Consider the following 24934-nt stretch of genomic DNA (forward strand, 5'->3'; position numbering starts at 1 on the left):
ACGCATAAAGATGAAATGGGATGACATCGGTGATCAACCTTGTTCGGTTGCTCGTATGCTATCAGTGATTGGCGATCGATGGACGATGCTAATATTACGTAATGCTTTTATGGGAATACGCCGTTTTGACGATTTTCAAAAATCATTAGGTGTAACTCGTCATGTCCTTTCAGATCGTTTAAAGCGTTTGGTTGAATATGAAATTTTAGCTAAAGCTCCTTATTTTGATCGTCAAGAACGCTTTGAATATCGCCTCACTGATAAGGGTTTTGAGCTTTATCCAATTATTTTGTCTATGGCGAATTGGGCAGATAAATGGATGGACCAAGGTTTAGGTAAACCATTAGAATATCGTCATAAAACTTGTGGACATAAGTTTGAACCGGTTATGGTGTGTTCGGTCTGCCATGAACCTTTACATGCCAAACAAGTGCAAGTCTCGGCTGGGCCGGGCTATTTTGCATTTATTGAACAAAAACAGAAACAAGCTTAATTTTTCTCGCTATACATTATAGAGACTCTTGTTGAATAGCATCAGCAAGAGTCTTATAAATATGTTCATGATTTGACTGCGCTACATTAAATCGTATGAATTGACCCGCATTAGAAGTTTGGCTAAAAGCATTGCCAGGCGCAAGAATAACATTGTGATTAATACAATATTTCGCAATTTTTGAAGCTTCTAGACCTTCTGGTAAATGACACCATACAAAAATTCCCGCTTGAGGTTTAATCCATGGCTTTATACCCAGAGGTTCGAGTTTTGCAATGGTATCGTGCATTGCTTTTGCTAAACGAACTTTTAGTAATTCTAAGTGCTTGCGATAAGAACCATCCGTTAAAGCAGTAAGCAAAACTTCAGCAGACACCCCATTGTGAGAAAAATTCGTGGCAATTTTCAAGTCAGTGAGCTGATCAATCCATTCTGGCTTGGCAATAATATAACCACAGCGAATAGAGGCTGATAAGGTTTTAGAAAAACTTCCGATAAAGATGACACGTGAAAGATTATCCAAAGCAGCAAGCCGGGGAGCCGCGTTATATTCAAAATCTGAAAAAATATCATCTTCAACGACAATCAAATTAGATTGCTCAATAAGCTTTAATAATTGATGCGCCGTAGAAAGAGAAAGTACTGCACCAGTTGGATTGTGAATTCCTGAGTTGGTGATATAAAGACGTGGATTATAAGTCTCAATTGCTTCTTTAAATGCTTTTAAATCTGGGCCTGTAGATGTGTAAGGCACTCCAACCACTTTAACTTGATGAACTTTAAGTAATGCATGAAAGTTAAAATAACAAGGATCGTCAATCAGAACGACATCATCAGGCTTTAGTAAAAACCGGAAAACTAAATCAATCGCTTGAGTTCCTGAGTCTGTTAAAAGCACCTGATTAAGGTTTGCATCTATTCCTTTTGATTGGGCACGTCTTGCTAATAAATCCCGTAAAGCTGGTAATCCTAATGGGGTTGAATAACCCATTAAACAAGCGTCTGAACTTTTTGCAGCTGCCCTTAATCCTTTACGAATACTGTCTAATGGCATCCAGTCATCGGGTAACCAACCACAACCAGGCTTAAACACATCTGCTTTCGCCTCCAAAGACTGACGAGAAATCCATAGAGGGTCTACTGATCGCTCTAACTGAGGACTTAATTCACTTAAAGCTAAAGGTGCGAGAGGGCCGACAATATAAAACCCAGATCCAGTTCTTGATTCAATTTTCCCTAAAGCTATTAATCTTTCATACGCTTCTACAACTGTTGAGACTGAAAAACCCAGATTATTTGCTAATTTACGAACAGAAGGTAAACGTGCTCCAGGCATTAAAGACCGATTTTTTATTTGTTGCTCAATCTCTGAAATAACAATTTCAATTTTTGTTTTGCTCTGGTTCACGGGCTTAAAATCTCAACTGTACTGGTGGATCATACATAACAGTTCTTTTAAATTGTACTGCTTTGTATCTGGTTTTATCACCTTAGCACAGCTTAAATTCTCCGTATAGTGACGGAGAAAATTATGAATAGGTTTATGAATGGCTGGGTGAATGGTTTTATTGGCGTGGCTATTTTTGCAGGGTCACTACCAGCAACACGGGTAGCCGTAATGGGGTTTGAACCGGGCTTTCTAACCGCAGCACGTGCGGCAATTGCGGGTATTTTAGGACTTATTCTTATATTGGTTTTAAAACAAAAGAGACCAGCCAAGCAAGATTGGTGGCCTCTTGCTATTGTTGCTTTAGGAGTGGTGATTGGTTTTCCGTTGTTTACAGCACTTGCTCTACAGCACATGAATGCAGCTCATTCAATTGTCTTTGTTAGTCTTTTGCCGCTTGCAACTGCAATATTTGCTGTACTAAGAGGTGGAGAAAAACCTAATCAACTTTTCTGGATATTTGCAGTATTAGGGAGTACGGTTGTTTTCGCCTATATGTTCTTCCTTTCTGGTGATACATCACTTGGAATAGGGGACTTTTATATGTTAATGGCGATTATTTTCTGTGGCTTTGGTTACGCAGAAGGCGGCGTACTTTCAAGAAAAATAGGCGGATGGCAGGTCATTTGTTGGGCGCTTATTTTGTCTTTACCTTTTATGCTGTTGCTTACTATTTTCTATATGCCAGCTTCATTCCAGAGTGTGTCTACATCAGCTCTAGTCGGTCTTATTTATGTGTCTTTGTTTAGTATGCTCATTGGCTTTTTCTTTTGGTACAAAGGGCTGGCACAAGGCGGTATTGCTGCTATAAGCCAACTACAACTTTTACAGCCTTTAATGGGGCTCGCTATTGCAGCGGCTTTATTACATGAACATGTGAGCTGGTCAATGTTAGTGGTTACAGCAGCAACTATTTTATGTGTCGCTGCTGCCAAAAAGTTTACTTAACTTTATAAACAATTTGCTGGTTTAGGAACACCTGCCAAACGACTCAAATGACGGGCAACTAAACCAGTATTAAATTGTTGTTGTAAAACAGCATTATTAATCTCTGGACTTACCGTTTTCATTAAAAACTTAATGAGAGGGCGAGTTGCTGGAGAATGTCCAAACTGTTGATAAAACTGACGTACAGCAGTTAAAACTTCGAAATGCCACTCGGTCAATTCAATATCAAGTGACTTGGCAAGCTCTTGTGCAACTTCAGGATTCCAGATTGTATAATCAACCAAATGACCATCTTGGTCTAATTCTAAATTCATGAAACCAGCCTAAATATATTATTTAAAAGAAATACAGCGATTAAATGTTAAAACAAGATCTGCAAATTGATCATATTCCAATACATTTATCTGAGTTAAAGTATCCGGATCGATTAAATCTTTTTCGATGCTTAAGCATGAAACACTTTCAAACTGTTGAATCATTTCAGCTGAAAGTCTTGCAACAGAATCACCCATAAAAATAATCTGGTCACCTGCCTGATAAAGATGACCTAATTCATCAATAACATTCGGTGTATTGTGATAAGTAGATTGCACGAGATAAAGTGTTGATGGATTCATTAAAATTACACCTTCATCTACCAATATAAGACATGGTCAAAAGACTGAATGAACTCATTATTTAACTCAATGAATTCGAGCTCTTGTTCTGTTTGCTGAACAAAAGGATTTTGTTGATTTTTGCTTTCGATCAGAATTGGGCTTAAGTCATAAAATTCAAAGCTTTCGACCATATTTGATGCGACTTTGAAAGCATGATGAAGTTGGCTAAAGCTTAAGTCATTTTGTAAAAGGCTAAGCGCAGCATGTTTCAATAATACTTTGACTGGCGAGCCAAAGGTTGCTAAAACCATAGTAGCGGAAAGGCTTTCATTGATTTGAAGACTAGTTAAGTTGGCTTGGCTTAAAATGACGAGTACAGATTTCACACAATATACCTTTTAAAAGCAACAATCTAAGCAAACAAAGTAACTTAAAATTGAATAAGACGAGATGCTGACTGTACCGCATCAGCAAGTTCACCTAACCCGACCAGTTGAAAGTCTTTGGCAAGGTTGTAATGAGTAAGGTGATGGCGACTGGCATTTTCTGCATCGGTAATACCACGAGCGAGGGCAGCACTCACACATACAGGAAGTCGAATCGAAAGCTTTTGCCATTCATGCGTTAAATTACGCTGGTCGTCAGGAACCCATTGAAAATCATTAGCAACCTGCACGCCATCTTGGTAAAAGAATACACGAAAGTCTTCATTTTTACTTTTGAGTGCCTGAGCAAGTCCTAACGCATGCCAAGCATGGATGGAAGTAGGAGCAGAGGTAATTAGTAGTAATGTACTCATTGAGAATTCACTATGGTCATACGTCTAAATGGGCGTAGATGCATTAAGAGAAAGGTAAGTATACAATGATTTTAGTGACAGGTGGTTTAGGCTTTATCGGTTCACACATTGCGTTGAGTCTCATGGCTCAGGGTCAAGAAGTGGTAATTGTCGATAATTTGGCTAATTCAACCTTGCAAACGCTGGAACGGCTAGAGTTTATTTCTGGTATGTACGTTCCATTTGTTAAACTTGATGTACGTAATACACCCGCATTGAATAAGGTCTTCGAGCAATATTCAATTGATGCAGTTGTTCATACTGCCGGTTTTAAATCAATTGAAGAATCTAATCTTAAACCTCTTGAATATTACAATGATAATGTAAGTTGCATCATGAGTTTACTACGTGCCATGCAACGTACAGGTGTCCGTCACTTTATTCATCTGTCTAGCCTTGCAGCTTATGGAAAATCTGGTCTGCAATTAAGTGAAACAGAAGAATTTAATTATACTTATCCTAACCCCTATATTAAGTCTCAACAGATGATTGAAGAAATTATCCGTGATACTTATAAAATTGATCATGAGTGGAAGATTGCGGTCTTGCGCTTATCTAATATTGTCGGTGCATTTGAACATGGGGTGCTCGGTGAGTATGTTGCACAGCTTCCTAAAAATATTGTACCGCTTGCCATGCAAGTTGCAGCTATGCAACGTGATTTGATCGAATTACAAGATCAAGTTGAAACATCAGATCATACGACTGAACGTAGTTTTCTACACGTTTTAGATGTGTGCGAAGCTGTGACTGCAAGCTTACATTGGCTACGCGATCAAACACATTGCTGTGAAGCATTTAATATTGCCCATGACCAAGTTCACTCTGTTCGTCAATTACTAGATGAAATTTCACAAGTAACTCAAGCTGAAATTCCGACTCAACCCGCAATTTACAAACATGTTGAGTTAGGTCAAGTTGGGGCAGACATAACTAAAGCAAAAACATTATTGAATTGGGCACCTAAACGTCCGTTAAAACAAATGATTGAAGATGAATGGCGCTTTTATCAAAATACATTAAATGGAAGATAATGATTCTTATTTACAACAATGGAATGCTTGAGTACGATATTAAAAATTAACTAGCCAGAGCAAATACTTGCTTCAGCCCGTAAGTTCTTTAACCAGACAACTGAGGTTTCTATGCAAACACGAATTGAACATGACACTATGGGTGAGATTGAAGTTCCGAATGAAGCATTGTGGGGAGCACAGACTCAACGCAGCTTACAGAACTTTAAAATCGGGCAAGAACGATTACCACGTGCCATGATTCGAGCAATGGGGCTAGTAAAAAAGGCTGCTGCGATAACCAATGCTGAACTTGAACAGTTACCGCAAGATTTGAGCCAATATATTGTGGGCGCGGCTGAAGAAGTCATTGAGGGTAAGTGGGATTCACAGTTTCCTTTAGTGGTCTGGCAGACAGGTTCTGGTACGCAAAGTAACATGAACTGCAATGAAGTGATTGCCAATATTGCCAACCAAAAATTAGGTCAAGTGTTGGGTGCACAAAAACCAGTACATCCAAATGATCATGTCAACCGTGCTCAATCAACGAATGATTCATTTCCAACGGCAATTCATGTAGCAGCAAGTTTGCAAATCAATGAATTACTTATTCCTGCCGTAGAGCAGCTTAAAGCGACTTTGCAAAAAAAATCAGATGAGTTTCAGTCTATTGTTAAAATTGGCCGTACCCATTTGCAAGATGCAACTCCATTAACACTAGGTCAAGAATTTAGTGGTTATGTTTCTCAGCTTGAGCATGGATTAGTTCGGTTGCAACAGGCTTTAACAGGCTTATATGAATTACCATTGGGTGGTACTGCGGTAGGAACAGGGCTAAATGCACATCCTGACTATGCAGTGAAAGCAGCCGATCAGCTTGCTTTGCTTACAGGCTTACCATTTGTGACTGCTCCAAACAAATTTGAAGCACTTGCAGGACGTGATGCTGCTGTTTTTGCTTCTGGTGCATTGAAAACTTTAGCTGTAAGCTTAAACAAAATTGCGAATGATATTCGTTGGTTGGCGAGTGGTCCTCGCTGTGGTTTCGGTGAAATCCGTATTCCAGAAAATGAACCTGGTTCAAGCATTATGCCGGGCAAAGTAAACCCGACACAAAGTGAAGCAATGACAATGGTCGTTGCACAAGTGCTTGGAAATGATACGACCATTAATGTGGCCGGTGCTTCAGGTAACTTTGAATTAAACGTATTTATGCCTGTGATTGCTTACAACCTATTGCAGTCTATTCAATTGCTTGGCGATGCGTGTAATAGTTTTAATGATCACTGTGCGGTGGGAATTGAACCTAATCAGGATAAAATTGATCACTTCTTACATAATTCGCTCATGTTGGTAACTGCTTTAAACCCAGTGATTGGCTATGAAAATTCTGCAAAAGTTGCCAAGACTGCCTATAAGGAAGATAAAACTTTGAAGCAGGTTGCCGTTGAGCTTGGTTTAGTTACAGCAGAGCAATTTGATGAAGTGGTTAAACCTGAAAAAATGGTTTCACCAAATAGTAAATAATCTCCTCTAATGGGCTTTTTTATTCTTAAATACTTCTGTAATATCCGCGAGTTGCTAAGTACAACAAAAGTCCTGAATGATCAGCGCAAAAAATCATAAGGGGAAGGCCTACTTGAAAAAGTAGGCTTTTTTATACCTTGAAATATGGATGTCATATCTAAGCTTTATTTTTGCTACGTTATTTTATTTTAAGTTCAAATAAATGGGAAAAACTAAATCAATAGTTGCTTTAGCAATAACAAAATCATAAATCATCATACTGTTTATAATTCAGGAATGCTTATTCCAGTGAATACCAAAGCAGCCGTTTTTGAAAGTTAAGTGTAAAAATTAATTTAAATAGAAGTTAAACCATTCGAGAGTTAATTTTGTTAGACATATGGCAGTACAAGAAACACGACTAGCTATCGACTAATGGCGGGGTTTTTTATTATTAAGTATTTCTGTAATATTTGTACATTAGTTCAGCGCTAAATGATCAGTGTTAGAAAGCTAAAAAAAGGAGTAAGTCTTTTAACATACTCATGGATTCAAGTTTTATGGGTTTTAAATATTTGAATTATTTAATCTTAAATTGGTTCTCATTGTTAGGGTTTAGGTGTTAATGAATTGGAAGACGACTGATGCGTACCTTTCCAATTTAGTTTTTAAACAACTTTTTCGCTAGGTTTATTTCTGATTTCGAAGAGGGAATGAGATTTTTTATTTTTTAAGAAAAAACATAATTTTTTAGATGGAATTTAAATATTGATGTACACAATTAGATATGTTCATCGGAACAACACTTACTATATCGCTTCGAATATCGAAGGAAATTTTATTATTCTTGAGTCAATCGATTCAGAATTTCGTATGGGCCATCAAATTTCTTATGATGGTGAGAAGGTATTTAACCTTACTTTGAATGATGAAACTGATGCGGTGATTAAATTAGAGAGTAATGAAAAAACAGCATATGAATACTTACTTTCAGTTAAATAAATTAGCTTTTTATGATGAATTATATCTTTAAGAACTAGGTAAGCGTAAAAAATGCTTCCTACAATTAAAACTTAAAAAGCTTTGTTTTTTATGGAAAAGCTATGGTATGGTTGTTTACGCTTTAATTTTGGGCAGTTAAAACAAATGAACTGTTTATTAAATAAAATCACGATCACCACCACGACCTTTGAAGAAGGCTGCGTGTGATTTTTTATTAAAGTGACTTAATAAGATAACCAAACCCAGCCAATAATGGCTGGGTTAATTTTTCTCTGCTCATTATTGGTTTTACAGAGAAAGATTATGGAAAAATTCAGTAGTAACTCAAAATCGGCTTTACTCGTCATTGATATGCAAAATGGCCTATTTGGTGGCCAGTCTAAGCCACATAATGCTCAACTTGTACTTTCAAATATTCTTAGCCTTATTGAATATTGCCGCTTGAATGAGAGATCAATTATCTTTATTCGGCATGTCGGTGAGAAAGACACGCCATTAGATTCAAGTGGACCGAACACTCAGCTGATTAAAGAGTTATCCTTTAATCCAAATGCGGATACAGTCATTGAAAAAATGTACCCGAGTAGCTTTAAAAATACTGCTTTAAAAGAAGTATTAGAGAAACTTGATGTTGATGAAATCATTATTACTGGAATGAAAACTGAGTATTGTATTGATACTACTGTTAGGGCTGCTTCAGAGTATGGATATAAAGTGACACTAATTTCAGATGCACATACAACAACTGATTCAGCAGCTTTAAACGCTCAGCAAATAATTGAGCATCATAATCAAGTTTTAAGTAATGCTTTTGCTCAGTTAAAAACTACAGCAGAGTTTATTTCTTAAATTTAATTTAGATATAAAGTGAACAACTTTATTCAAAAAGTCTTATTAGCTGTATCACTAAAGTACAAAAAACCTTTTGAAGACTAGTGGTTGCTCGGTTTTTAGCGGTAGCAAGAATTGAACTTGTATCAACAAAGAGCTCTTTTCGGAGGGCTTTTTATCAACAGGGTGTAAGTTTCACTAATTAATGGCGAATTAGCGTTGAATAAGCTGTCATAATTGTTAAAATGCCCACCTTGTCCTGTTTTTATATTGTTTTTGTTTTGCATTTATTTTGCAAGATTGAAATAAAATAATTGAAAACAGAAGCTTAGCTAAGGATTTTTGAATGCTCTCTATTTATTTGACAGATACTCAACAACATGTGCAATTTAATGATTATCCCGGTGATCAGCCTGTTAAGTTTCTGTTAAATCTTAAAAAGATTTTCCCAAGTACAGGTGACCTGTTATTGCCAGTTTTACCTGATGATAATGATCTAGAAAATGTCACATGGGAATCAACTTCAGAAGATTTTGATGTTTTTAAAAAGCTATTGGCTGGATGGGGTGTTATTGAACTCCGTTTAAATGCAATTACGGCTTATAAAGATAAAAACTTTGCGAATGAGTTAGTGAAACAAGCTCAAGCGAAACGTAAGAAAACAGCACAAAAAAATCATGAACTTTCTTTGGTCGCACTTGATTATATTTTCATGCATGAAGTTCACGCATTGATTGATGCGGAATTGGTCACTATTGGTGAGAAATTTTATTTACCAACCTTGCGTGAGCAATGGAAGGGAACAGTTTCAGACCCAGTGCTCAATGGAAAATTCTAATTAAACACAAAAGGTGAATTTATAAAAATTCACCTTTTTTATTTCTATAATTAAATTAATTACTTATAACTTGATAATTACTGGTACAAAAGTTTACAAGAAAAGAATGCGTTTTTTTTAAAGTGGCAGATACATTGCTTATATAAATACAAAATTATTGCGGGAGAGAGGTTCGAAAGAACCCGCCGAAGGAGCAACAAGCCCGGAAACTCTCAGGCAGAAGGACTGTAATAATTAAAAAATCTGGAGAGAAGCTTAGATTTATAAGAATTGAAAATAATAACTTATAAATTATAAACTCACCGAAGGGGAAGATCTAAACGTTAAAAGGTAACGTTGGGGTCGAAACTCTCAGGTACCAATGACAGATGGGCTGTACTGATGAAATGTTTTGCATTTCTGAGGAGTCTGTTATGCCACATGTTATTGTGATAGGTGCGGGAATCACAGGGGTTACCTCTGCCTATGAATTGTCGCAACTGGGTTATCAAGTCACAGTGATTGATCGACATCTATATCCTGCAATGGAAACATCATTTGCCAATGGAGGGCAATTATCGGCTTGTAATGCCGAAGTATGGAACCAAAAAGCCACTGTAGTTAAGGGCTTTAAATGGATGAGACAAAAAGATGCACCGCTATTGCTGAACCCTTCATTTAGTTTGCATAAGTATAGCTGGCTAGTTGAGTTTTTATCCCATATTAAACACTATGAAGCGAATACGATCGAGACAGTCCGATTGGCATTACTTGCTCGTAAGCGCTTGTTTGAAGTTGCAGAAAAAGAGCAGCTTCAGTTTGATTTGGAAAAACGTGGCATTCTTCATATGTATCATAGTAAGGCTGACTACGAGATTGCTAAACAAGTCAATCATGTCTTGAATAAAGGCAAATTGGAGCGCTATTCAGTTTCACCTGATGAAATGAAAACCATAGAGCCATCATTAACCGGTGAATATTTTGGTGGTTATTACACACCAAGTGATGCAACGGGGGATATTCATAAATATTCAACCTCTTTGGCTGAAAAGACTAAACAATATGGCGTTGAGTATAAATTCGGTCTGGAAGTCACAGATATTAAGTGTCATCCAGACAAAGTGATCGTAAGTTGTCAGCCAAGTGCAGAGCATCCTTATCTTGTTGAATCCGATAGCATCCAAATCGAAGGTGATGTGCTTGTGGTTTGTGGTGGTGTGGGAAGTTATCAACTCGCCGATATGATTGGAGAGCGAGTAAATGTTTACCCAGTAAAAGGCTATTCAATTACTGTGCAACTAAAAGATGAGCAAAGTGTAAAAAATGCACCGTGGGTCAGCTTACTAGACGAGAGTGCTAAAATCGTGACTTCTCGTTTAGGTAAGGATCGATTGCGCGTAGCGGGAACTGCTGAATTTAATGGTTACAACCGCGATATACGGGCTGATCGTATTCAACCACTGGTGAATTGGGTAAACCGTAACTTTGATATTTCAACTGAGCATGTGGTGCCTTGGGCAGGGTTAAGACCTATGATGCCTAATATGCTGCCTGTGGTGAAGCAGTCTAAACAACCTCGTATTTTCTACAATACGGGACATGGGCACTTAGGGTGGACTTTATCTGCGGCAACCGCGGTTTTAGTTGGTGAGGATATTGCTCAAAAATATCCGATCTAGAAAGTAAAAAGCCAGTGTTCAAACACTGGCTTTTATTTAAAGCGCTAATCATATAATCGGTAGATTCCGCTAAAACGCTCACAGCCCTTTTGTTGGGTTTTCACATTGAGTAAAGCTTTTTGAAAATTAAACTGATATTTACAGTTGTGTTCATTATCTAAAATTTCACTTTTTTGTTCAGGCGAACTATAGGCCATTAAAGAAATCGTTTGAGTTTCTTTGCGGTTATTTGGATTGCGGTATGCTATCCCTTCAATCTTGATTTTATCTTTTGCGAGCTGATGGACTTGAATGTGAACAGGCTGTGCTGCTAGGCGTCCACTTTCAAACTTAAGATAATGTTGGGTAAGCGTTTGCTTAAGTGATGCATAAAAATTTAGGTCGTCAGTACGTAAATCAAACTGTTGTTGAATGCATGTATTGCTCTTGCATTGCTGAGTATGTTTAGACCATAACTTTTGTGTATCCTGTAAAAGCTGTAAGGGGGCATCAGTAACTAAATATGCAGAAAGATATTTATTATTGAGTTGCTTTCTCGATTCACTAAATGTTTTTGAGCAGATTTTAAGCTCAGCCCCAGAATTGGAGCAGTCTATTGATTCTGCAAAGACAAGAGATGAACATAAACAACTCAGTGTCACGGCAAAACTTAATCTTTTCAATTGATTCATATCAGTATTAGACAGCATGATCGCTTATACTTTCAGTCTACATTGCTAGGTGTACTATAGCGAAACAGAAAGGCTGAATACAAGATTTCTTAAGTTTTTATGGAAGGTAATAGTTATATGGTTACTCAAATTCGCATTGGACAAGGAATGGATGTGCATGCCTTTGAAGCGGGGGACTTCGTTACATTGGCTGGCATTCAAATTCCACATACACATGGCTTGAAAGCACACTCTGATGGTGATGTTGTACTACATGCCCTATGTGATGCTTTGTTGGGCACTTTGGCACTCGGAGATATTGGACAACATTTTCCTGACACTGACCCAGAATTTAAGGGTGCAGATAGCCGAGTATTGTTAAAGCATGTTTACCAACTAATATTGGATCGCGGTTATCAGTTAAATAATGCGGATATTACGGTGGCTTGTGAACGTCCAAAATTAGCTAAGCATAATTTAGAAATGCGTCAAAGCATTGCTGATGTTTTAAATGTAGATGTTAATCAAATCAGTATTAAAGCAACGACAACCGAAAAACTTGGGTTTACCGGTCGTCAAGAGGGCATTTTAGCTACAGCAACTGTTCTAGTCTCTCATTACACTAAGTGATCGGCCTGTTGCAAAGACTGTTGAAGCTCCAGAGTTGCCTTACGGCCTTGTAGCTGTAAGGTAATACTATGAATAAGCCCTGTCCAAGTTTCATTGGGTTCCCAAATCTCGTGGAGTAAATCTTGAGAAGTAGGCATGTCCATATTCATATAAAACTGTCTATAGACATACATGAGACAACTAGCACGATCATTTTTAGTACAGTGAATCCAGACGATTTCATTCTGAACTAAATGATCAATAAGATCGAGTACCAATAAACATTGCTCGGCAGATGGAGTCTCCCAGTCAATTGGAATGTGGATATAATTTAAACCGAGGTCTAAACAAATACGATCTTCATTTTCAATATGGTTTGGTGCATTACTTAAAGCGAGATTAATGACTATACTGCAACCATATTCTTTAATCAGTTTTAGTTGTTCGATTGAGGGTTGAGCCGAACTAAATAAATGTTCATGAATAATCGAAAATGCGGGAATTTGAGATAATGATTGTTCAAGGATTGTCATGATCGCACTCTACAAGAGTAGGCTTAGCTTATTGTGTAGAATGTTATACACGATTCTAGTGAATAGTTGAAATACAGCCTGCTTATATATTCGACAACGTTATCAAAAAATTAAAAATAATTAACTGGAAAAGTACAAGTCTTATAAAATAAAAAACAGCATCATAAAGATGCTGTTTTTTATTTAAATAGTTAAGCTTTTAGATTTTCATTCAATAAAAATTCCATCAAAGCTTTTTGCGCATGTAAACGGTTTTCCGCTTCATCCCAGACTACTGCATTTTTATGGTCGAGCATAGTTTCAGAAATTTCTTCGCCACGATGAGCAGGTAGACAGTGCATGAATAAACATTCAGGATGAGCAAGTCCCATTAATTTTTCATTGACTTGAAAAGGAGCAAAGGCTCTTTCACGAAGTTTTTGTTCTTCTTCTTGTCCCATGCTTGCCCATACATCTGTCACAATGAGATCGGCATTTACAGCAGCATCTTCTGCGTTATCAAAAACTTCCACACAATGACCAAACTCTGCTAAAAATTCAGGTTTAGGCTCATATCCTTTCGGTGATGCAATTTTGAGTTTAAAGCCCATCATGTGCGCAGCTTCAATATATGAGTTACACATATTATTGCCATCACCAATCCAAGCAACGGTTTTACCTTTAATGCTGCCGCGGTGTTCAATATAAGTTTGCAAATCTGCAAGTAACTGACAAGGATGATGGTCGTCTGTCAAACCGTTAATAACAGGAATTTTTGAATACGATGCAAAACGTTCAATAATGTCATGGCCAAAAGTACGAATCATCACAATATCAAGCATACTTGAAATTACACGTGCTGAGTCTTCAATTGGTTCACCGCGACCTAATTGCGTGTCGCGAGGTGATAAGAAAATCGCACTACCGCCAAATTGATTAATGCCTGCTTCAAAAGAGATTCGTGTACGCGTGCTTGATTTCTCAAAAATCATTCCCAATACTTTACCGACAAAAGGTTGGTATACCTTATTGTCATGCTGCATTTTTTTAAGCTCGATTGCGCGTTCTAAAATGCGATTAAGTTCTAGAGTGGATAAATCACGTAAAGTCAGGAAATGTCTTAGAGCCATGTAGCTACTCCATAATAATTGTTATGAAATACAACAATTATCTGTTGTTGGCTGGGTGGAGGTGGGAAAAAAGAAGTCTACTATACTATAAGCATTTTAAAATGCAAAAGAATTAGGCTCTGTGATGGCCTCTTAAGAAAATTTCAACACAATAATTAATATAATCAATTACTTCTTTCTCATTAGCTGGTAGGGGTCTCCCCATAATCATGCGCCATTCTATATCACGTAAAATTCCAAAATACATTAACGAAGAATGATTAGGAGAGGTGCAAAGAATTTCTTCAGCCTGATGGGAAATTAGAAGTGCCTGAGCAATGGTGTTTTGTACATTTTGAGCGCATTTTTCATATAGATATTTGCTCAAAGTTGCATTGCATTGTGTTTGTTCAATAACCAAACGTAAAAAAGCGATATGTTCAGGTTGAATAATATGAGTATAAAAGCGAATAAGTGTTTGAATCAGATAGTTGCGTAAACATGTTTGGGAAGGTTGAAATGGTACACAAATATCTTTAAAGAACATTTCACGGCGATAATCGCAAATTGCGGTAAACAAGCCATCTTTATTGCCAAAATATTTATAGATGGAAGCTTTTGAGCCGCCGGCATGATTAACGATGTCATCAAGAGAAACAGCATCATATCCTTTATCCAAAAACAGCTCGGTTGCGCTTAGCAATAAAGCTAAGCGTCGTTCTATACCTCGGCGTGTTTGGGGTTTTTCACATACTGAATGATGTGACTCAAGGACGGGATCATGCATAAAATTTCATAACAACGGTTAACTTTGCTTGTTTAGTATAGCAAAACTATCTTTAAGGATGGTCATCGCTATTTTTTTAGATCATCTGCTGAACAGTAAGCGCGTATTTTAAAAAATAAACTAATATGAAATATGAATTTAGGGGGCGGTTTGGAAAAAAATTAATGATGTAACCTCATGTTTAAAATTAATAAAAAATCTAACCGTAAAAATAAAGCGGCTAAGACACTCTTAGCCGCTTTATTTTAGTGGGTAAGTTTTTAGGCTTCACTTTGGGTAACTTTGTGTTCGTCTTCTTCATCATCGTCAGCAGAATCCATCCCAAGTTCTTTTAACTTGCGAGTTAAGGTGTTACGGCCCCAACCCAGTAATTCTGCTGCGTGACGTTTTCGTCCACGCGTTTGTTGTAAAGCCGCGTTAATTAATGTGCGCTCAAACATTGGTGTGGCAATATCTAAAAGCTTCATTTCACCATTCTTAAGCTTTTGAATTGCCCATTGATTGAGTAATTCATCCCAGTGGTGTAAAGAAATGCGTTCAAATGAAGGGGCCGGTTGTGCAGATTCACTATTCTTTTGTAAAGGAACTTGTTTGAGTTCAGAAGGTAAATCTTCTGGATAAACTTCACGTCCAGTGATCATGACAGTTAACCAGCGGCACGTGTTCTCAAGTTGTCGAACGTTGCCAGGCCATGGCAGCTGTTGCATATAGTCTGTTGTCTCGGTACGTAAGATTTTTGGACTTACGCCAAGTTCTTTACCTGCACGTGCAAGAAAATGCTGAGCGAGCATTGGTATATCTTCACTACGATGAGCAAGTTTAGGAATATGAATGCGAATCACGTTTAAACGGTGATACAAGTCTTCACGGAAACGACCTTCATTCACCAGTTTCTCTAAATCCTGATGCGTTGCTGCAACGATTCGAACATCAACTTTAACTGGGATATGTCCACCTACCCGATAAAATTCACCGTCGGCGAGTACACGAAGTAGGCGAGTCTGTGTTTCAAATGGCATATCACCAATTTCATCAAGGAATAGGGTTCCGCCATTTGCTTGTTCAAAGCGGCCTTGATGTTGAGTGTTTGCACCTGTAAAAGCGCCTTTTTCATGACCAAATAACTCGGTTTCAATCAAGTCTTTTGGAATTGCAGCCATATTTAAAGCAATAAAAGGTTTGGCACGACGTGGAGAATGCTTGTGTAAAGCATGCGCGACTAATTCTTTACCCGTACCCGATTCACCATTAATTAAAACGGTAATATGAGATTGAGATAAACGTCCAATGGCGCGGAAAACCTCTTGCATTGCCGGAGATTCACCAATAATTTCTGTTGATTGAAGAGGTAAAGCTGTTTTTGTAGCTTCTTGCTGTTGTAGCTTGTTGATATGCAGAATTGCACGATTGACTAAGGCTAAAGCTTCATCAATATCAAACGGCTTTGGTAAATATTCAAATGCACCTGTTTGATAGCTTGAAACGGCAGACTCTAAGTCAGAGTGTGCAGTCATAATAATGACAGGTAAATCTGGATGAGAGTTTTTGACTTTAGATAAGAAAGTTAAACCATCAATTCCAGGCATTCGAATGTCAGTTAAGATGACATCGGGAGCATCATGATGCAAACGTTCAAGCGCAGTTTGAGCTTCCTCAAAATTGGTAACGTCAAAGCCTTCTTCTTTAAAGGTCTTTTCCAATACCCATCGCATGGCGCGATCATCATCAATAACCCATATTTTATTTCGCGACACGGTCTGACTCCCAAGGTAAATATAAGCTAAAAATAGTTTTTCCAGGAACAGATTGGCATTCAATCATTCCGTTATGTTGGTGCATAATATTCTGTGCAATACTCAGGCCAAGCCCAGTACCTTTTGCTCGCCCAGTAACCAAAGGGTAAAATACGGACTCTAAAATACTCTCAGGTATACCAGGTCCATTGTCTTCAATATCGACCCGCACGGTAGATCGATTCAGCACACCATTAATTGTGACCAGTCGTTGTATGCGGGTACGTAGAATTAGCTCGGGTTCCTGATCGATAAAGAATGTTTTGTTCTCTGTTATGGCTTGAATTGCATTTACACTAATGTTGAGCATGACCTGTATTAACTGATCGCGATCGGCATTAACATCGGGTAAAGACAAATCATAGTCACGTATAATTTTAATTTTCTTCTTTGTCTGGTTTGCAATAAGAGAGCGAACTCGTTCTAAGGGTTCGTGTACGTTAACATTTTCATAGCTTGGTAGTTGTCTGGAACCTAACATGGTGTCAGCCAAATTAGTTAAACGATCTACTTCATTAATGATGACATCGGTGAATTCAGCATAAGTCTCATCATTTAAACTACGAGCGAGTAATTGGGTTGCTCCCCGAATACCTGCAAGTGGGTTTTTAATTTCGTGTGCAACGCCACGCACGAGCTGCCTAGCGACTTGATGTTGTTGAACTAGATTTTCTTCTTTTGAAATCTTTAACATGCGATCGATTGGATTGAGTTCGATTAACAATAATGGATGGTAGCTTTTGCCTGCATTTAATTGAGAAACTGTGTAATCCACATGAAGGTCTTTAAAGTTAACATTAATGACAGCTTCTCGACGCGTATAATGTTGTCCAGTTTTTATGGTATTTAATAAAGCTTCATGCGTATTAAAAGTATCATCAGGGGCATGAAGTAGGTTTAAAACAGGCTGTCCTGAAGCACGAAGCAAACTAATATCAAATAGTGCTTCGCAGGCAGAATTTAAATAAAAAATATTCAAGTTACTATCGATTAATAAAATCGCAGTAGTTAAGTTGTCTACCAATAGGCGATAGTCGATAGGGTTGTGTTGATCCATTAGCGAATCGTTCCTGTCTTAAAATAGCGCAATGGCATCTTCATTGATTATCGGATTTTCACCGTTATAGAACATGAACGATGCAAAATATACGCCAACTTTGTTTATGGGTTATTTTAAAGTTTTAAGGTACTTAAAAACGCGCTGAAATCGTTCTTTATATCTTTTGATCAAAACGGATAGCTCAATTTTAGATAATAACATGATCTAAATTGGTGCAAAGCTGAGTTTTGGTGCAAATGTTGGTTGTATTTTGGTGCATTACACAAAGAGTAGGCTTTCCACCTATGCTTGAGCCAAGAAAAGACATACAATACGCGCATTCAAGTGGAGCGCAGATTCATGAAGACCCCCAAAGTCGGTTTTGTTTCTTTAGGTTGTCCTAAGGCATTGGTAGATTCTGAACGAATTTTAACTCAGTTAAAGACTGAAGGTTATCAAGTTGCATCAGATTATGATGGTGCTGATTTAGTCGTTGTTAATACCTGTGGTTTTATTGAATCTGCGGTACAAGAGTCGCTAGATGCAATTGGCGAGGCCATGAGTGAAAATGGTCGAGTGATCGTTACTGGATGCTTAGGTAAAGATGAAGATAAAATTCGTCAAATGCATCCAAATGTTTTAAAGGTTACTGGTGCAGCAGCTTATCAAGATGTAATGGAAGCTGTACATGAATATGTACCAGCACCACCTAAACATAATCCGTTTATTGATTTGGTTCCTGAACAAGGAATTCGCTTAACACCAAAGCATTATGCCTACTTAAAAATATCTGAAGGATGTAACCATCGTTGTACCTTCTGTATTATCCCAAGTATGCGTGGTGACTTGGTTTCTCGTCCAGTTGGTAGTGTATTAGAAGAAGCTGCTGCTCTTAAAAGAGCCGGTGTTAAAGAAATCTTGGTTATTTCTCAAGATACATCAGCTTATGGTGTAGATACCAAGTACAAACTTGACTTCTGGAATGGTCAGCCTGTTAAGACAAAATTCTTCGACATGTGTGAAGCACTAGGCCAATTGGGCATCTGGGTGCGTTTACACTATGTATACCCATATCCACATGTTGATGCGGTTATCGATTTAATGGCTCAAGGTAAAATCCTGCCATATCTTGACATTCCTTTCCAACATGCAAGCCCACGCGTTCTTAAATTAATGAAGCGTCCGGCACATAGTGAAAATACGCTAGAAAAAATTAAGTTATGGCGTGAAAAATGCCCTGATCTTGTGATCCGTTCTACTTTTGTGGTCGGTTTTCCTGGCGAAACTGAAGAAGACTTCCAGATTTTGTTAGATTGGTTGGTTGAAGCTCAACTTGATCGTGTAGGCTGCTTTACCTATTCACCAGTAGAAGGCGCTACGGCAAATGATTTACCCGATCATGTGCCAGAAGAAATTAAGCAAGAGCGTTACGAGCGCTTTATGCAAGTGCAGCAGCAAATATCTGCTGCCAAATTACAAAAACGTATTGGTCAAACGATGACTGTATTAGTCGATGGTTTAGAAGATGAATATCCTGTTGCCGTTGCACGTTCTTATGCCGATGCTCCGGAAATTGACGGTAATGTGTTTGTAGAAGATATCGATAAGAACACTATTCAACCGGGCGATATGTTGGAAGTCGAAATTACCGATGCAGATGAATACGATTTATTTGCAAAGTTAATTAAAATTAAATCGGTTTAATCGAAATATATTTAAAGAGCATTCAGTTTAAGAGGTTTTGGAGCAAAGTCATGGCGGAAACAATTAGCCCTCGTTATTCACGTATTCTATTAAAATTATCTGGTGAGGCGTTGTCAGGTAATAAAGATATGGGTATTGATGCCCAAGTTTTAGATCATATGTCACTTTCAATTGCACACTTGGTTGGTTTGGGTGTGCAAGTGGGTATTGTTGTGGGTGGCGGTAATTTGTACCGTGGTAGTCAGTTGCAAAAAGATGGTCTAGTTGGCCGTGTAACAGGCGATCAAATGGGTATGCTTGCAACTGTGATGAATGGCTTAGCCATGCGTGATGCTCTAGTTCGTCGTAACATCAGAACTCGTCTTATGTCTGCATTGCCAATTGGTACAGTGGTAGAGTCTTACTCAAGTCGTGATGCGATTCGTCATTTGAGTCAAGGTGAGGTTTGTGTTTTTGTTGCGGGTACAGGAAATCCATTCTTCACAACGGATACAGCAGCATGTTTACGCGGAATTGAAATCGAAGCGAATTTGATTTTAAAAGCGACCAAGGTAGACGGCGTTTATAATAAAGATCCAAGTAAATTTGAAGATGCTGTTAAATACGATCATTTAACTTTTGATCAGGTATTAGATGAAAAACTTGGTGTTATGGATTTGACTGCTATTTGTTTGTGTCGTGACCATAATGTGCCATTGCAAGTTTTTGATATGAATAAATCAGGTGCGTTATTGTCAGTAGTCATGGGTGAAAAAGAAGGGACTCGCGTTACTAAATAATGTACGTGTTACCGAAAGCTCTTTATACTAGCGCTAAATTAAATTTGTTAAATATATCTTTGAATAAATAAGTAAGGTAGATCATATGATTAACGATCTGAAAAAAGACAGCGAACAGCGTATGTTGAAAACTCTAGAGTCTTTGGAACTCGGGTTTGCTAAAGTTCGCACCGGCCGTGCACACCCATCAATCTTAAATGGTGTAATGGTTCCTTACTACGGTTCTGATGTGCCTTTAAATCAAGTAGCAAACGTGGGTATCGAAGACTCTCGTACACTTATTGTTCAGCCATTTGAGCGTACAATGGTTTCAGCTATTGATAAGGCAATCCGTGAAAGTGATCTTGGTTTAAATCCAATTACAGCAGATGCAATTCGTGTACCTTTACCAGCATTAACTGAAGAAACACGTCGTGATATGCAAAAAGTTGCGCGTAATGAAGCAGAAAATGCAAAAGTTGCGATTCGTAATATCCGTCGTGATGTATTGGGTGATATTAAAGCATTGCTAAAAGAGAAAGAAATTTCTGAAGATGATGAGCGCCGTGCAGGTGATGATATTCAGAAAATTACTGACAAATATGTTGCAGAAGTTGACAAGCGTCTTGCAGCTAAAGAAGCAGAATTGATGAAGGTCTAATTTTTATGACCGATTCTGAAGAGTATCATCTTCCCAAGCATGTTGCCATCATTATGGATGGCAACAACCGCTTTGCAAAAAAAAATCAAATGCAAAAAGGTGATGGGCATCGGGAGGGTAAAAATGTTCTTGATCCTATCGTTGAGCATTGCAAAAAAACTGGTATCCGTGCTTTAACTGTTTTTGCATTTTCAAGTGAAAATTGGAATCGACCGCAGTATGAAGTCGATCTGCTTATGAAGCTTCTGGAAGAAAGTATTCATGAGCAAATACCTCGCATGAAGAAATTTAATATTGCTTTGCGTTTTATAGGTGATCGTTCTCGGTTGTCTTCACACTTAGTTGCCTTAATGGAAGATGCAGAGCAACAGACAGCACACCATGACACTATGACCTTCACTATTGCTATAAGCTATGGTGGGATGTGGGATATTGCAAATGCAGCCAAACAGGTTGCAGAGGCCGTTTCCCGTGGTGAATTTGGTGCTGATCAAATAAATGTTGATTTGTTCGAAAAATATGTCAGTCTAAACGATCTGCCACCTGTGGATTTGTTAATCCGTACAGGCGGAGATTACCGCATATCTAATTTCTTATTATGGCAAGCGGCTTATGCGGAACTGTATTTTACGGAAGCTTTATGGCCAGAATTTACAGTAAAAGAGTTCGATCATGCATTGAATGTTTTTTCAGGGCGTGAACGTCGTTTTGGCAAAACATCTGAACAAATTCAGCAAGAGAAAATAGAGAATTTATAATGTTAGAGCGGATTGTTACCGCATTGGTACTTGTTGCAGTTGTTTTAGGCTGTATGTTTGCTACGCAATCACATTATCCAATGTTGGTTCTTATGATTGTTGCAGCAGGGGTTGCGGGGTATGAGTGGTATAAATTAATGCCTCGCGAAACTGCAAATGCTGTAAAACCCAAAGCGTGGTGTTACGGTCTGCTTGTTGCATGTGTTTCAGGTGTCGCCCTATTTTTCCATGATATTGCATTACTTTTGTGGTCTGCTTCAATTTTAACTTGGATTGTAAGTGTATATTGGGTCAAGTCATTTCCTGAATTTGATGGCTGGTATAACGCGACCTTATACGTGATTGGTATAATTTTAGTCTGCGCTGCGGTAACGTCAATTTTTGTAGTATGGCAAAGCTCACCATGGTGGTTAATGTATCTGTTCTTGCTCGTATGGGGTGCAGATAGTGGTGCTTACTTTGTTGGTCGTAAGTTTGGAAAAAGAAAACTAGCTCCGACTGTAAGTCCGAACAAATCAGTGGAAGGTTTGTACGGTGGTATTATTACGACCGTAGTAATAATGTTAGTTGTGCAATATCATTATCTAAATTTAACTTTAATTCAGCAAACTCTGTTTCTTATATTGTCATTAATTACAGTATTTGGTTCAGTTTTGGGTGACTTATTTGAATCAATGATTAAACGTCGTGCTGGTATTAAAGACTCGGGTCGTGTTTTGCCTGGTCATGGTGGTGTTTTAGATCGTATTGATTCTTTACTTGCAGCAGCCCCGATCTTTGCAACGGGAATGTATATATTAAAACTTATTGGTGTAGATTTATAGATGACACAATCTGTTTGCATATTGGGTGTAACCGGTTCCATTGGTCAAAGTACCTTAAAAATTTTAAATCAACATCCTGATAAGTATTCAGTGTTTGCAGTTTCAGCTCATAGCCGAATTTCCGAGTTAGTTGAAATTTGCAAACAATTTCAACCAAAAGTTGTGGTTGTTCCTGAGCAAAAAGTTGCCGAATTAACAGCACTATTTACATATAATAAATTACAAAATATTGAAATTTTGGTTGATCAGCACGGTTTGGTAAGCATTGCTTCACATCCAGATGTTGATGTTGTTATGGCCGCAATTGTTGGTGCTGCTGGTTTACTACCAACTCTGGCTGCTGTGAAAGCAGGTAAGCGCGTATTATTAGCGAATAAAGAAGCTTTGGTTATGTCTGGTGAAATCATGATGCAAGCAGCACGTGATCATCAGGCATTATTATTGCCAGTAGACTCTGAACACAACGCTATTTTTCAGTCGTTACCTCATAATTATTTAGAAGCTGAAAGAAATGGACAACCACAGCAGGGCGTATCAAGAATTTTATTAACAGCCTCTGGTGGTCCTTTTTTAAACCATTCCTTAGAGCAACTAAAAGAAGTTACTCCTCAGCAAGCCTGTAAACACCCCAATTGGTCTATGGGGCAGAAAATTTCAGTTGACTCAGCTACTCTTATGAACAAAGGGTTGGAGTTGATTGAGGCATGCCATTTGTTTTCAATATCTGAACATTTTGTTACAGTTGTTGTCCACCCACAAAGTATTATTCATTCTATGGTGCAATATGTGGATGGTTCAACATTGGCGCAAATGGGTAATCCAGATATGTGTACACCAATTGCACATGCTTTAGCATGGCCTGAGCGTTTACAGACGAGTGTTCCTCCTTTAAATTTATTTGAATATTCTCAGCTTAATTTTCAAGCGCCAGATATTCAAAAATTCCCAGCACTTGATTTGGCTCGTCAAGCAATGCGTGAGGGAGGTTTGGCACCTACTATTTTAAATGCTGCAAATGAAGTTGCTGTTGCTGCATTTTTAAAGGAACAAATTGGATTTACAAATATCCCACAAGTGGTAGAACATACTTTGCAAAAATTGGAAAATTCAGTTGCTGAAAATATTGAGTGCATTTTAGCTAAAGATGAAATAGCGCGACATGTGGCACAGCAATATATATCAAGTATAGGAGGCTGAAATGAGTGCATTATTTATGATTGCAGCAGCGGCTCTTTTACTTGGTCCTCTAATTGCAATTCATGAGTTCGGTCATTATTGGGTGGCACGAAAACTCGGTGTTAAAGTTTTAGTGTATTCAATTGGTTTTGGGCCAACATTACTCAAGTGGACATCAAAAAAATCTGGAATCAAATATCAACTTTCAGCTTTACCATTGGGCGGCTATGTAAAAATGCTCGATGAGCGTGAAGGTAATGTTGCAGAACAGGATTTACCTTACGCATTTAACCGTCAAAAACCATGGAAACGTATAGCAATTGTTGCAGCTGGTCCTTTAATTAACCTGATTTTTGCTGTCTTACTTTTCTGGATCTTATTTTTACCAGCACAAGAACAACTAAACACTAGAGTCGGTAAAATCATACCAAACTCACCAGCAGCAACTGCACAAATGCAAGTCGGTGATAAGATTATTGCGGTTGACGGGAAAGAAACCCAAACTTGGGAAAAGCTTAACTTTGCTTTGATTGACCGTGTAGGTGAAACTGGTAGTGTAAATGTTGATGTGGACCGTGCAGGTACTGAGAAAAATATTGTTTTACCAATTAAAGACTTCTTAAAAAATCAGAATGAATCAGCATTAGATGTGCTAGGTTTTTTACCATACCGCCCTGTTATTCCAGCTATTGTTACTGAGTTGACTCAAGATGGTGCTGCAATTCGTCAAGGGATGAAAGTTGGTGACCGTATTGCTTCAATTAATGGTCAGGCAATGAAAGACTGGTTTGATGTTGTAGAGGTAGTACAACATTCTCCAGAAAAATTACTTAATATTGATGTGTTACGTAATGGTCAATTAGTTCATTTGCAAGTCATGCCTCAAGGAAAACGGGATAACATGGGGCAAGTGAGTGGTGTCTTGGGCGTGAAAAGTGATGCAGGAAAAATTACAATTCCTGACGAATATAAGCAAACAATTCAATATACTCCAATACAAGCTTTCGAGATGTCACTAGATAAAACTGGTCAAATCTCTAGCATGATATTGAGTTCAATAGTAAAAATGGTTAAGGGTTTAATTGGTCTAGAAAATCTTTCTGGTCCAATTACAATCGCGAAAGTAGCGGGACAAAGTGCAGAAATGGGATGGCAGACTTTTATCTCATTTATGGCTTTAATGAGTGTAAGTCTTGGAATTTTAAATTTATTACCAATTCCAATGCTAGATGGTGGCCATCTGGTTTATTACATTATTGAAGCTATTCGTGGGAAGCCTGTTTCTGAACAAATACAAATGTTTGGTCTAAAAATTGGTATGGTACTGCTCGGTAGTATGATGCTTTTGGCTTTATTTAATGATTTTATGCGTTTGTAAACG

At 38.0% G+C, this 24934-nt stretch carries 27 protein-coding genes and 1 riboswitch; of the genes, 16 read left to right on the forward strand and 11 right to left on the reverse strand.

The annotated features are described in order from the left end of the window. The first annotated feature begins 10 nt into the window (after nucleotides 1-10). Nucleotides 11-493, forward strand: coding sequence for a helix-turn-helix domain-containing protein (locus WA249_RS16090; protein ID WP_336170168.1), 483 nt, complete (start codon nucleotides 11-13; stop codon nucleotides 491-493). 16 nt (nucleotides 494-509) lie between these two features. Here the strand turns inward: WA249_RS16090 and WA249_RS16095 are convergent, their stop codons facing one another. Beyond that, a complete protein-coding gene (locus WA249_RS16095; RefSeq protein ID WP_336170169.1) occupies nucleotides 510-1901 on the reverse strand; it encodes an aminotransferase-like domain-containing protein in 1392 nt (463 codons plus the stop codon). A gap of 123 nt (nucleotides 1902-2024) precedes the next feature. Here WA249_RS16095 and WA249_RS16100 point away from each other — a divergent pair, with 123 nt between their 5' ends. Further along, nucleotides 2025-2888, forward strand: coding sequence for a DMT family transporter (locus WA249_RS16100; protein ID WP_336170171.1), 864 nt, complete (start codon nucleotides 2025-2027; stop codon nucleotides 2886-2888). Between the two features lie 2 nt (nucleotides 2889-2890). Here the strand turns inward: WA249_RS16100 and WA249_RS16105 are convergent, their stop codons facing one another. Genes WA249_RS16105 through tusD form a run of 4 tightly spaced genes read right to left on the reverse strand, consistent with a single transcriptional unit; the run spans nucleotide 2891 to nucleotide 4286 of the window. Further along, nucleotides 2891-3202, reverse strand: coding sequence for a TusE/DsrC/DsvC family sulfur relay protein (locus WA249_RS16105; RefSeq protein ID WP_009390289.1), 312 nt, complete (start codon nucleotides 3200-3202; stop codon nucleotides 2891-2893). Nucleotides 3203-3220: 18 nt separating this feature from the next. Then, nucleotides 3221-3505: a DsrH like protein gene (locus WA249_RS16110; RefSeq protein WP_336170173.1), complete on the reverse strand. Its 285-nt coding sequence runs from the start codon at nucleotides 3503-3505 to the stop codon at nucleotides 3221-3223. A 17-nt stretch (nucleotides 3506-3522) separates the two neighbouring features. After that, entirely contained in the window at nucleotides 3523-3873 is a 351-nt protein-coding gene (locus tag WA249_RS16115; RefSeq protein ID WP_336170175.1) for a hypothetical protein, read from the reverse strand. A 44-nt stretch (nucleotides 3874-3917) separates the two neighbouring features. After that, nucleotides 3918-4286: a sulfurtransferase complex subunit TusD gene (tusD, locus tag WA249_RS16120; protein ID WP_003652216.1), complete on the reverse strand. Its 369-nt coding sequence runs from the start codon at nucleotides 4284-4286 to the stop codon at nucleotides 3918-3920. A gap of 65 nt (nucleotides 4287-4351) precedes the next feature. On the opposite strand from tusD, the gene galE reads away from it, so the two are divergent. The 6 genes from galE (at nucleotide 4352) to WA249_RS16150 (ending at nucleotide 11173) form a co-directional block, all read left to right on the forward strand. Then, entirely contained in the window at nucleotides 4352-5359 is a 1008-nt protein-coding gene (gene galE / locus WA249_RS16125; protein WP_336170179.1) for a UDP-glucose 4-epimerase GalE, read from the forward strand. A gap of 111 nt (nucleotides 5360-5470) precedes the next feature. Next, a complete protein-coding gene (gene fumC, locus WA249_RS16130) occupies nucleotides 5471-6865 on the forward strand; it encodes a class II fumarate hydratase (RefSeq protein WP_336170181.1) in 1395 nt (464 codons plus the stop codon). Nucleotides 6866-7615: 750 nt separating this feature from the next. After that, nucleotides 7616-7846, forward strand: coding sequence for a hypothetical protein (locus WA249_RS16135; protein ID WP_004791826.1), 231 nt, complete (start codon nucleotides 7616-7618; stop codon nucleotides 7844-7846). A gap of 303 nt (nucleotides 7847-8149) precedes the next feature. Further along, a complete protein-coding gene (locus WA249_RS16140; RefSeq protein WP_336170184.1) occupies nucleotides 8150-8695 on the forward strand; it encodes a cysteine hydrolase family protein in 546 nt (181 codons plus the stop codon). 328 nt (nucleotides 8696-9023) lie between these two features. After that, complete coding sequence (locus tag WA249_RS16145) at nucleotides 9024-9515, forward strand: hypothetical protein (protein ID WP_016137872.1); 492 nt, start codon at nucleotides 9024-9026, stop codon at nucleotides 9513-9515. Between the two features lie 150 nt (nucleotides 9516-9665). Further along, a riboswitch (glycine riboswitch) is annotated at nucleotides 9666-9753 on the forward strand. 175 nt (nucleotides 9754-9928) lie between these two features. Beyond that, nucleotides 9929-11173 (forward strand): D-amino acid dehydrogenase, encoded by a 1245-nt coding sequence (locus WA249_RS16150; protein ID WP_336170188.1) that lies wholly within the window; start codon nucleotides 9929-9931, stop codon nucleotides 11171-11173. Between the two features lie 44 nt (nucleotides 11174-11217). On the opposite strand, the gene WA249_RS16155 is transcribed toward WA249_RS16150, so the two are convergent. Then, the gene (locus tag WA249_RS16155) at nucleotides 11218-11862 is read right to left on the reverse strand and encodes an A1S_1983 family putative colistin resistance protein (RefSeq protein WP_336170190.1); all 645 of its coding nucleotides are present in this window, start codon (nucleotides 11860-11862) and stop codon (nucleotides 11218-11220) included. A 99-nt stretch (nucleotides 11863-11961) separates the two neighbouring features. Here WA249_RS16155 and ispF point away from each other — a divergent pair, with 99 nt between their 5' ends. Beyond that, entirely contained in the window at nucleotides 11962-12453 is a 492-nt protein-coding gene (ispF, locus tag WA249_RS16160; RefSeq protein ID WP_336170192.1) for a 2-C-methyl-D-erythritol 2,4-cyclodiphosphate synthase, read from the forward strand. Here the strand turns inward: ispF and WA249_RS16165 are convergent. From WA249_RS16165 to glnL, 5 genes are all read right to left on the reverse strand, one after another. Further along, nucleotides 12441-12965, reverse strand: a complete 525-nt coding sequence (locus WA249_RS16165) for a protein tyrosine phosphatase family protein (protein WP_336170194.1) — start codon at nucleotides 12963-12965, stop codon at nucleotides 12441-12443. The two genes, ispF and WA249_RS16165, sit on opposite strands and share 13 nt — an antisense overlap. Nucleotides 12966-13156: 191 nt before the next feature. Further along, complete coding sequence (argF, locus tag WA249_RS16170) at nucleotides 13157-14074, reverse strand: ornithine carbamoyltransferase (RefSeq protein WP_336170196.1); 918 nt, start codon at nucleotides 14072-14074, stop codon at nucleotides 13157-13159. Nucleotides 14075-14186: 112 nt separating this feature from the next. After that, nucleotides 14187-14840: a TetR/AcrR family transcriptional regulator gene (locus WA249_RS16175; protein WP_336170198.1), complete on the reverse strand. Its 654-nt coding sequence runs from the start codon at nucleotides 14838-14840 to the stop codon at nucleotides 14187-14189. Between the two features lie 260 nt (nucleotides 14841-15100). Further along, a complete protein-coding gene (gene glnG, locus WA249_RS16180) occupies nucleotides 15101-16594 on the reverse strand; it encodes a nitrogen regulation protein NR(I) (RefSeq protein ID WP_336170200.1) in 1494 nt (497 codons plus the stop codon). Then, on the reverse strand, nucleotides 16581-17690 hold the full coding sequence (glnL, locus tag WA249_RS16185) for a nitrogen regulation protein NR(II) (protein WP_336170202.1): 1110 nt from the start codon (nucleotides 17688-17690) through the stop codon (nucleotides 16581-16583). Before glnL ends, glnG begins: the two co-directional genes overlap by 14 nt. A 342-nt stretch (nucleotides 17691-18032) precedes the next feature. On the opposite strand from glnL, the gene rimO reads away from it, so the two are divergent. From rimO to rseP, 7 genes are all read left to right on the forward strand, one after another. Beyond that, nucleotides 18033-19376: a 30S ribosomal protein S12 methylthiotransferase RimO gene (gene rimO / locus WA249_RS16190; protein WP_336170204.1), complete on the forward strand. Its 1344-nt coding sequence runs from the start codon at nucleotides 18033-18035 to the stop codon at nucleotides 19374-19376. A gap of 50 nt (nucleotides 19377-19426) precedes the next feature. Then, nucleotides 19427-20155 (forward strand): UMP kinase, encoded by a 729-nt coding sequence (gene pyrH, locus WA249_RS16195; protein ID WP_003652185.1) that lies wholly within the window; start codon nucleotides 19427-19429, stop codon nucleotides 20153-20155. Between the two features lie 85 nt (nucleotides 20156-20240). Continuing rightward, nucleotides 20241-20795: a ribosome recycling factor gene (gene frr / locus WA249_RS16200; protein WP_004791853.1), complete on the forward strand. Its 555-nt coding sequence runs from the start codon at nucleotides 20241-20243 to the stop codon at nucleotides 20793-20795. Nucleotides 20796-20800: 5 nt separating this feature from the next. Continuing rightward, nucleotides 20801-21553, forward strand: a complete 753-nt coding sequence (gene uppS / locus WA249_RS16205) for a polyprenyl diphosphate synthase (RefSeq protein ID WP_336170206.1) — start codon at nucleotides 20801-20803, stop codon at nucleotides 21551-21553. Further along, nucleotides 21553-22377, forward strand: coding sequence for a phosphatidate cytidylyltransferase (locus WA249_RS16210; RefSeq protein WP_336170207.1), 825 nt, complete (start codon nucleotides 21553-21555; stop codon nucleotides 22375-22377). Before uppS ends, WA249_RS16210 begins: the two co-directional genes overlap by 1 nt. After that, nucleotides 22378-23574 (forward strand): 1-deoxy-D-xylulose-5-phosphate reductoisomerase, encoded by a 1197-nt coding sequence (gene ispC, locus WA249_RS16215; RefSeq protein ID WP_336170209.1) that lies wholly within the window; start codon nucleotides 22378-22380, stop codon nucleotides 23572-23574. It begins immediately after the preceding gene. Between the two features lies 1 nt (nucleotide 23575). Further along, nucleotides 23576-24931, forward strand: a complete 1356-nt coding sequence (rseP, locus tag WA249_RS16220; RefSeq protein WP_336170211.1) for an RIP metalloprotease RseP — start codon at nucleotides 23576-23578, stop codon at nucleotides 24929-24931. Nucleotides 24932-24934: the final 3 nt, after the last annotated feature.

It is taken from the genome of Acinetobacter sp. 161(2023) (genome assembly GCF_037027805.1).
Lineage (GTDB): Bacteria > Pseudomonadota > Gammaproteobacteria > Pseudomonadales > Moraxellaceae > Acinetobacter.

Coding starts and splice junctions, on each gene's coding strand:
- pyrH (WP_003652185.1), top strand. CDS start 19,427: ATGGCGGAAACAATTAGCCCTCGTTATTCACGTATTCTATTAAAATTA.
- WA249_RS16210 (WP_336170207.1), top strand. CDS start 21,553: ATGTTAGAGCGGATTGTTACCGCATTGGTACTTGTTGCAGTTGTTTTA.
- uppS (WP_336170206.1), top strand. CDS start 20,801: ATGACCGATTCTGAAGAGTATCATCTTCCCAAGCATGTTGCCATCATT.
- WA249_RS16175 (WP_336170198.1), bottom strand. CDS start 14,840: ATGCATGATCCCGTCCTTGAGTCACATCATTCAGTATGTGAAAAACCC.
- WA249_RS16090 (WP_336170168.1), top strand. CDS start 11: ATGAAATGGGATGACATCGGTGATCAACCTTGTTCGGTTGCTCGTATG.
- glnL (WP_336170202.1), bottom strand. CDS start 17,690: ATGGATCAACACAACCCTATCGACTATCGCCTATTGGTAGACAACTTA.
- WA249_RS16105 (WP_009390289.1), bottom strand. CDS start 3,202: ATGAATTTAGAATTAGACCAAGATGGTCATTTGGTTGATTATACAATC.
- ispF (WP_336170192.1), top strand. CDS start 11,962: ATGGTTACTCAAATTCGCATTGGACAAGGAATGGATGTGCATGCCTTT.
- WA249_RS16145 (WP_016137872.1), top strand. CDS start 9,024: ATGCTCTCTATTTATTTGACAGATACTCAACAACATGTGCAATTTAAT.
- fumC (WP_336170181.1), top strand. CDS start 5,471: ATGCAAACACGAATTGAACATGACACTATGGGTGAGATTGAAGTTCCG.
- rseP (WP_336170211.1), top strand. CDS start 23,576: ATGAGTGCATTATTTATGATTGCAGCAGCGGCTCTTTTACTTGGTCCT.
- WA249_RS16140 (WP_336170184.1), top strand. CDS start 8,150: ATGGAAAAATTCAGTAGTAACTCAAAATCGGCTTTACTCGTCATTGAT.
- galE (WP_336170179.1), top strand. CDS start 4,352: ATGATTTTAGTGACAGGTGGTTTAGGCTTTATCGGTTCACACATTGCG.
- WA249_RS16110 (WP_336170173.1), bottom strand. CDS start 3,505: ATGAATCCATCAACACTTTATCTCGTGCAATCTACTTATCACAATACA.
- argF (WP_336170196.1), bottom strand. CDS start 14,074: ATGGCTCTAAGACATTTCCTGACTTTACGTGATTTATCCACTCTAGAA.
- WA249_RS16155 (WP_336170190.1), bottom strand. CDS start 11,862: ATGCTGTCTAATACTGATATGAATCAATTGAAAAGATTAAGTTTTGCC.
- frr (WP_004791853.1), top strand. CDS start 20,241: ATGATTAACGATCTGAAAAAAGACAGCGAACAGCGTATGTTGAAAACT.
- WA249_RS16165 (WP_336170194.1), bottom strand. CDS start 12,965: ATGACAATCCTTGAACAATCATTATCTCAAATTCCCGCATTTTCGATT.
- rimO (WP_336170204.1), top strand. CDS start 18,033: ATGAAGACCCCCAAAGTCGGTTTTGTTTCTTTAGGTTGTCCTAAGGCA.
- WA249_RS16100 (WP_336170171.1), top strand. CDS start 2,025: ATGAATAGGTTTATGAATGGCTGGGTGAATGGTTTTATTGGCGTGGCT.
- tusD (WP_003652216.1), bottom strand. CDS start 4,286: ATGAGTACATTACTACTAATTACCTCTGCTCCTACTTCCATCCATGCT.
- WA249_RS16135 (WP_004791826.1), top strand. CDS start 7,616: ATGTACACAATTAGATATGTTCATCGGAACAACACTTACTATATCGCT.
- WA249_RS16150 (WP_336170188.1), top strand. CDS start 9,929: ATGCCACATGTTATTGTGATAGGTGCGGGAATCACAGGGGTTACCTCT.
- ispC (WP_336170209.1), top strand. CDS start 22,378: ATGACACAATCTGTTTGCATATTGGGTGTAACCGGTTCCATTGGTCAA.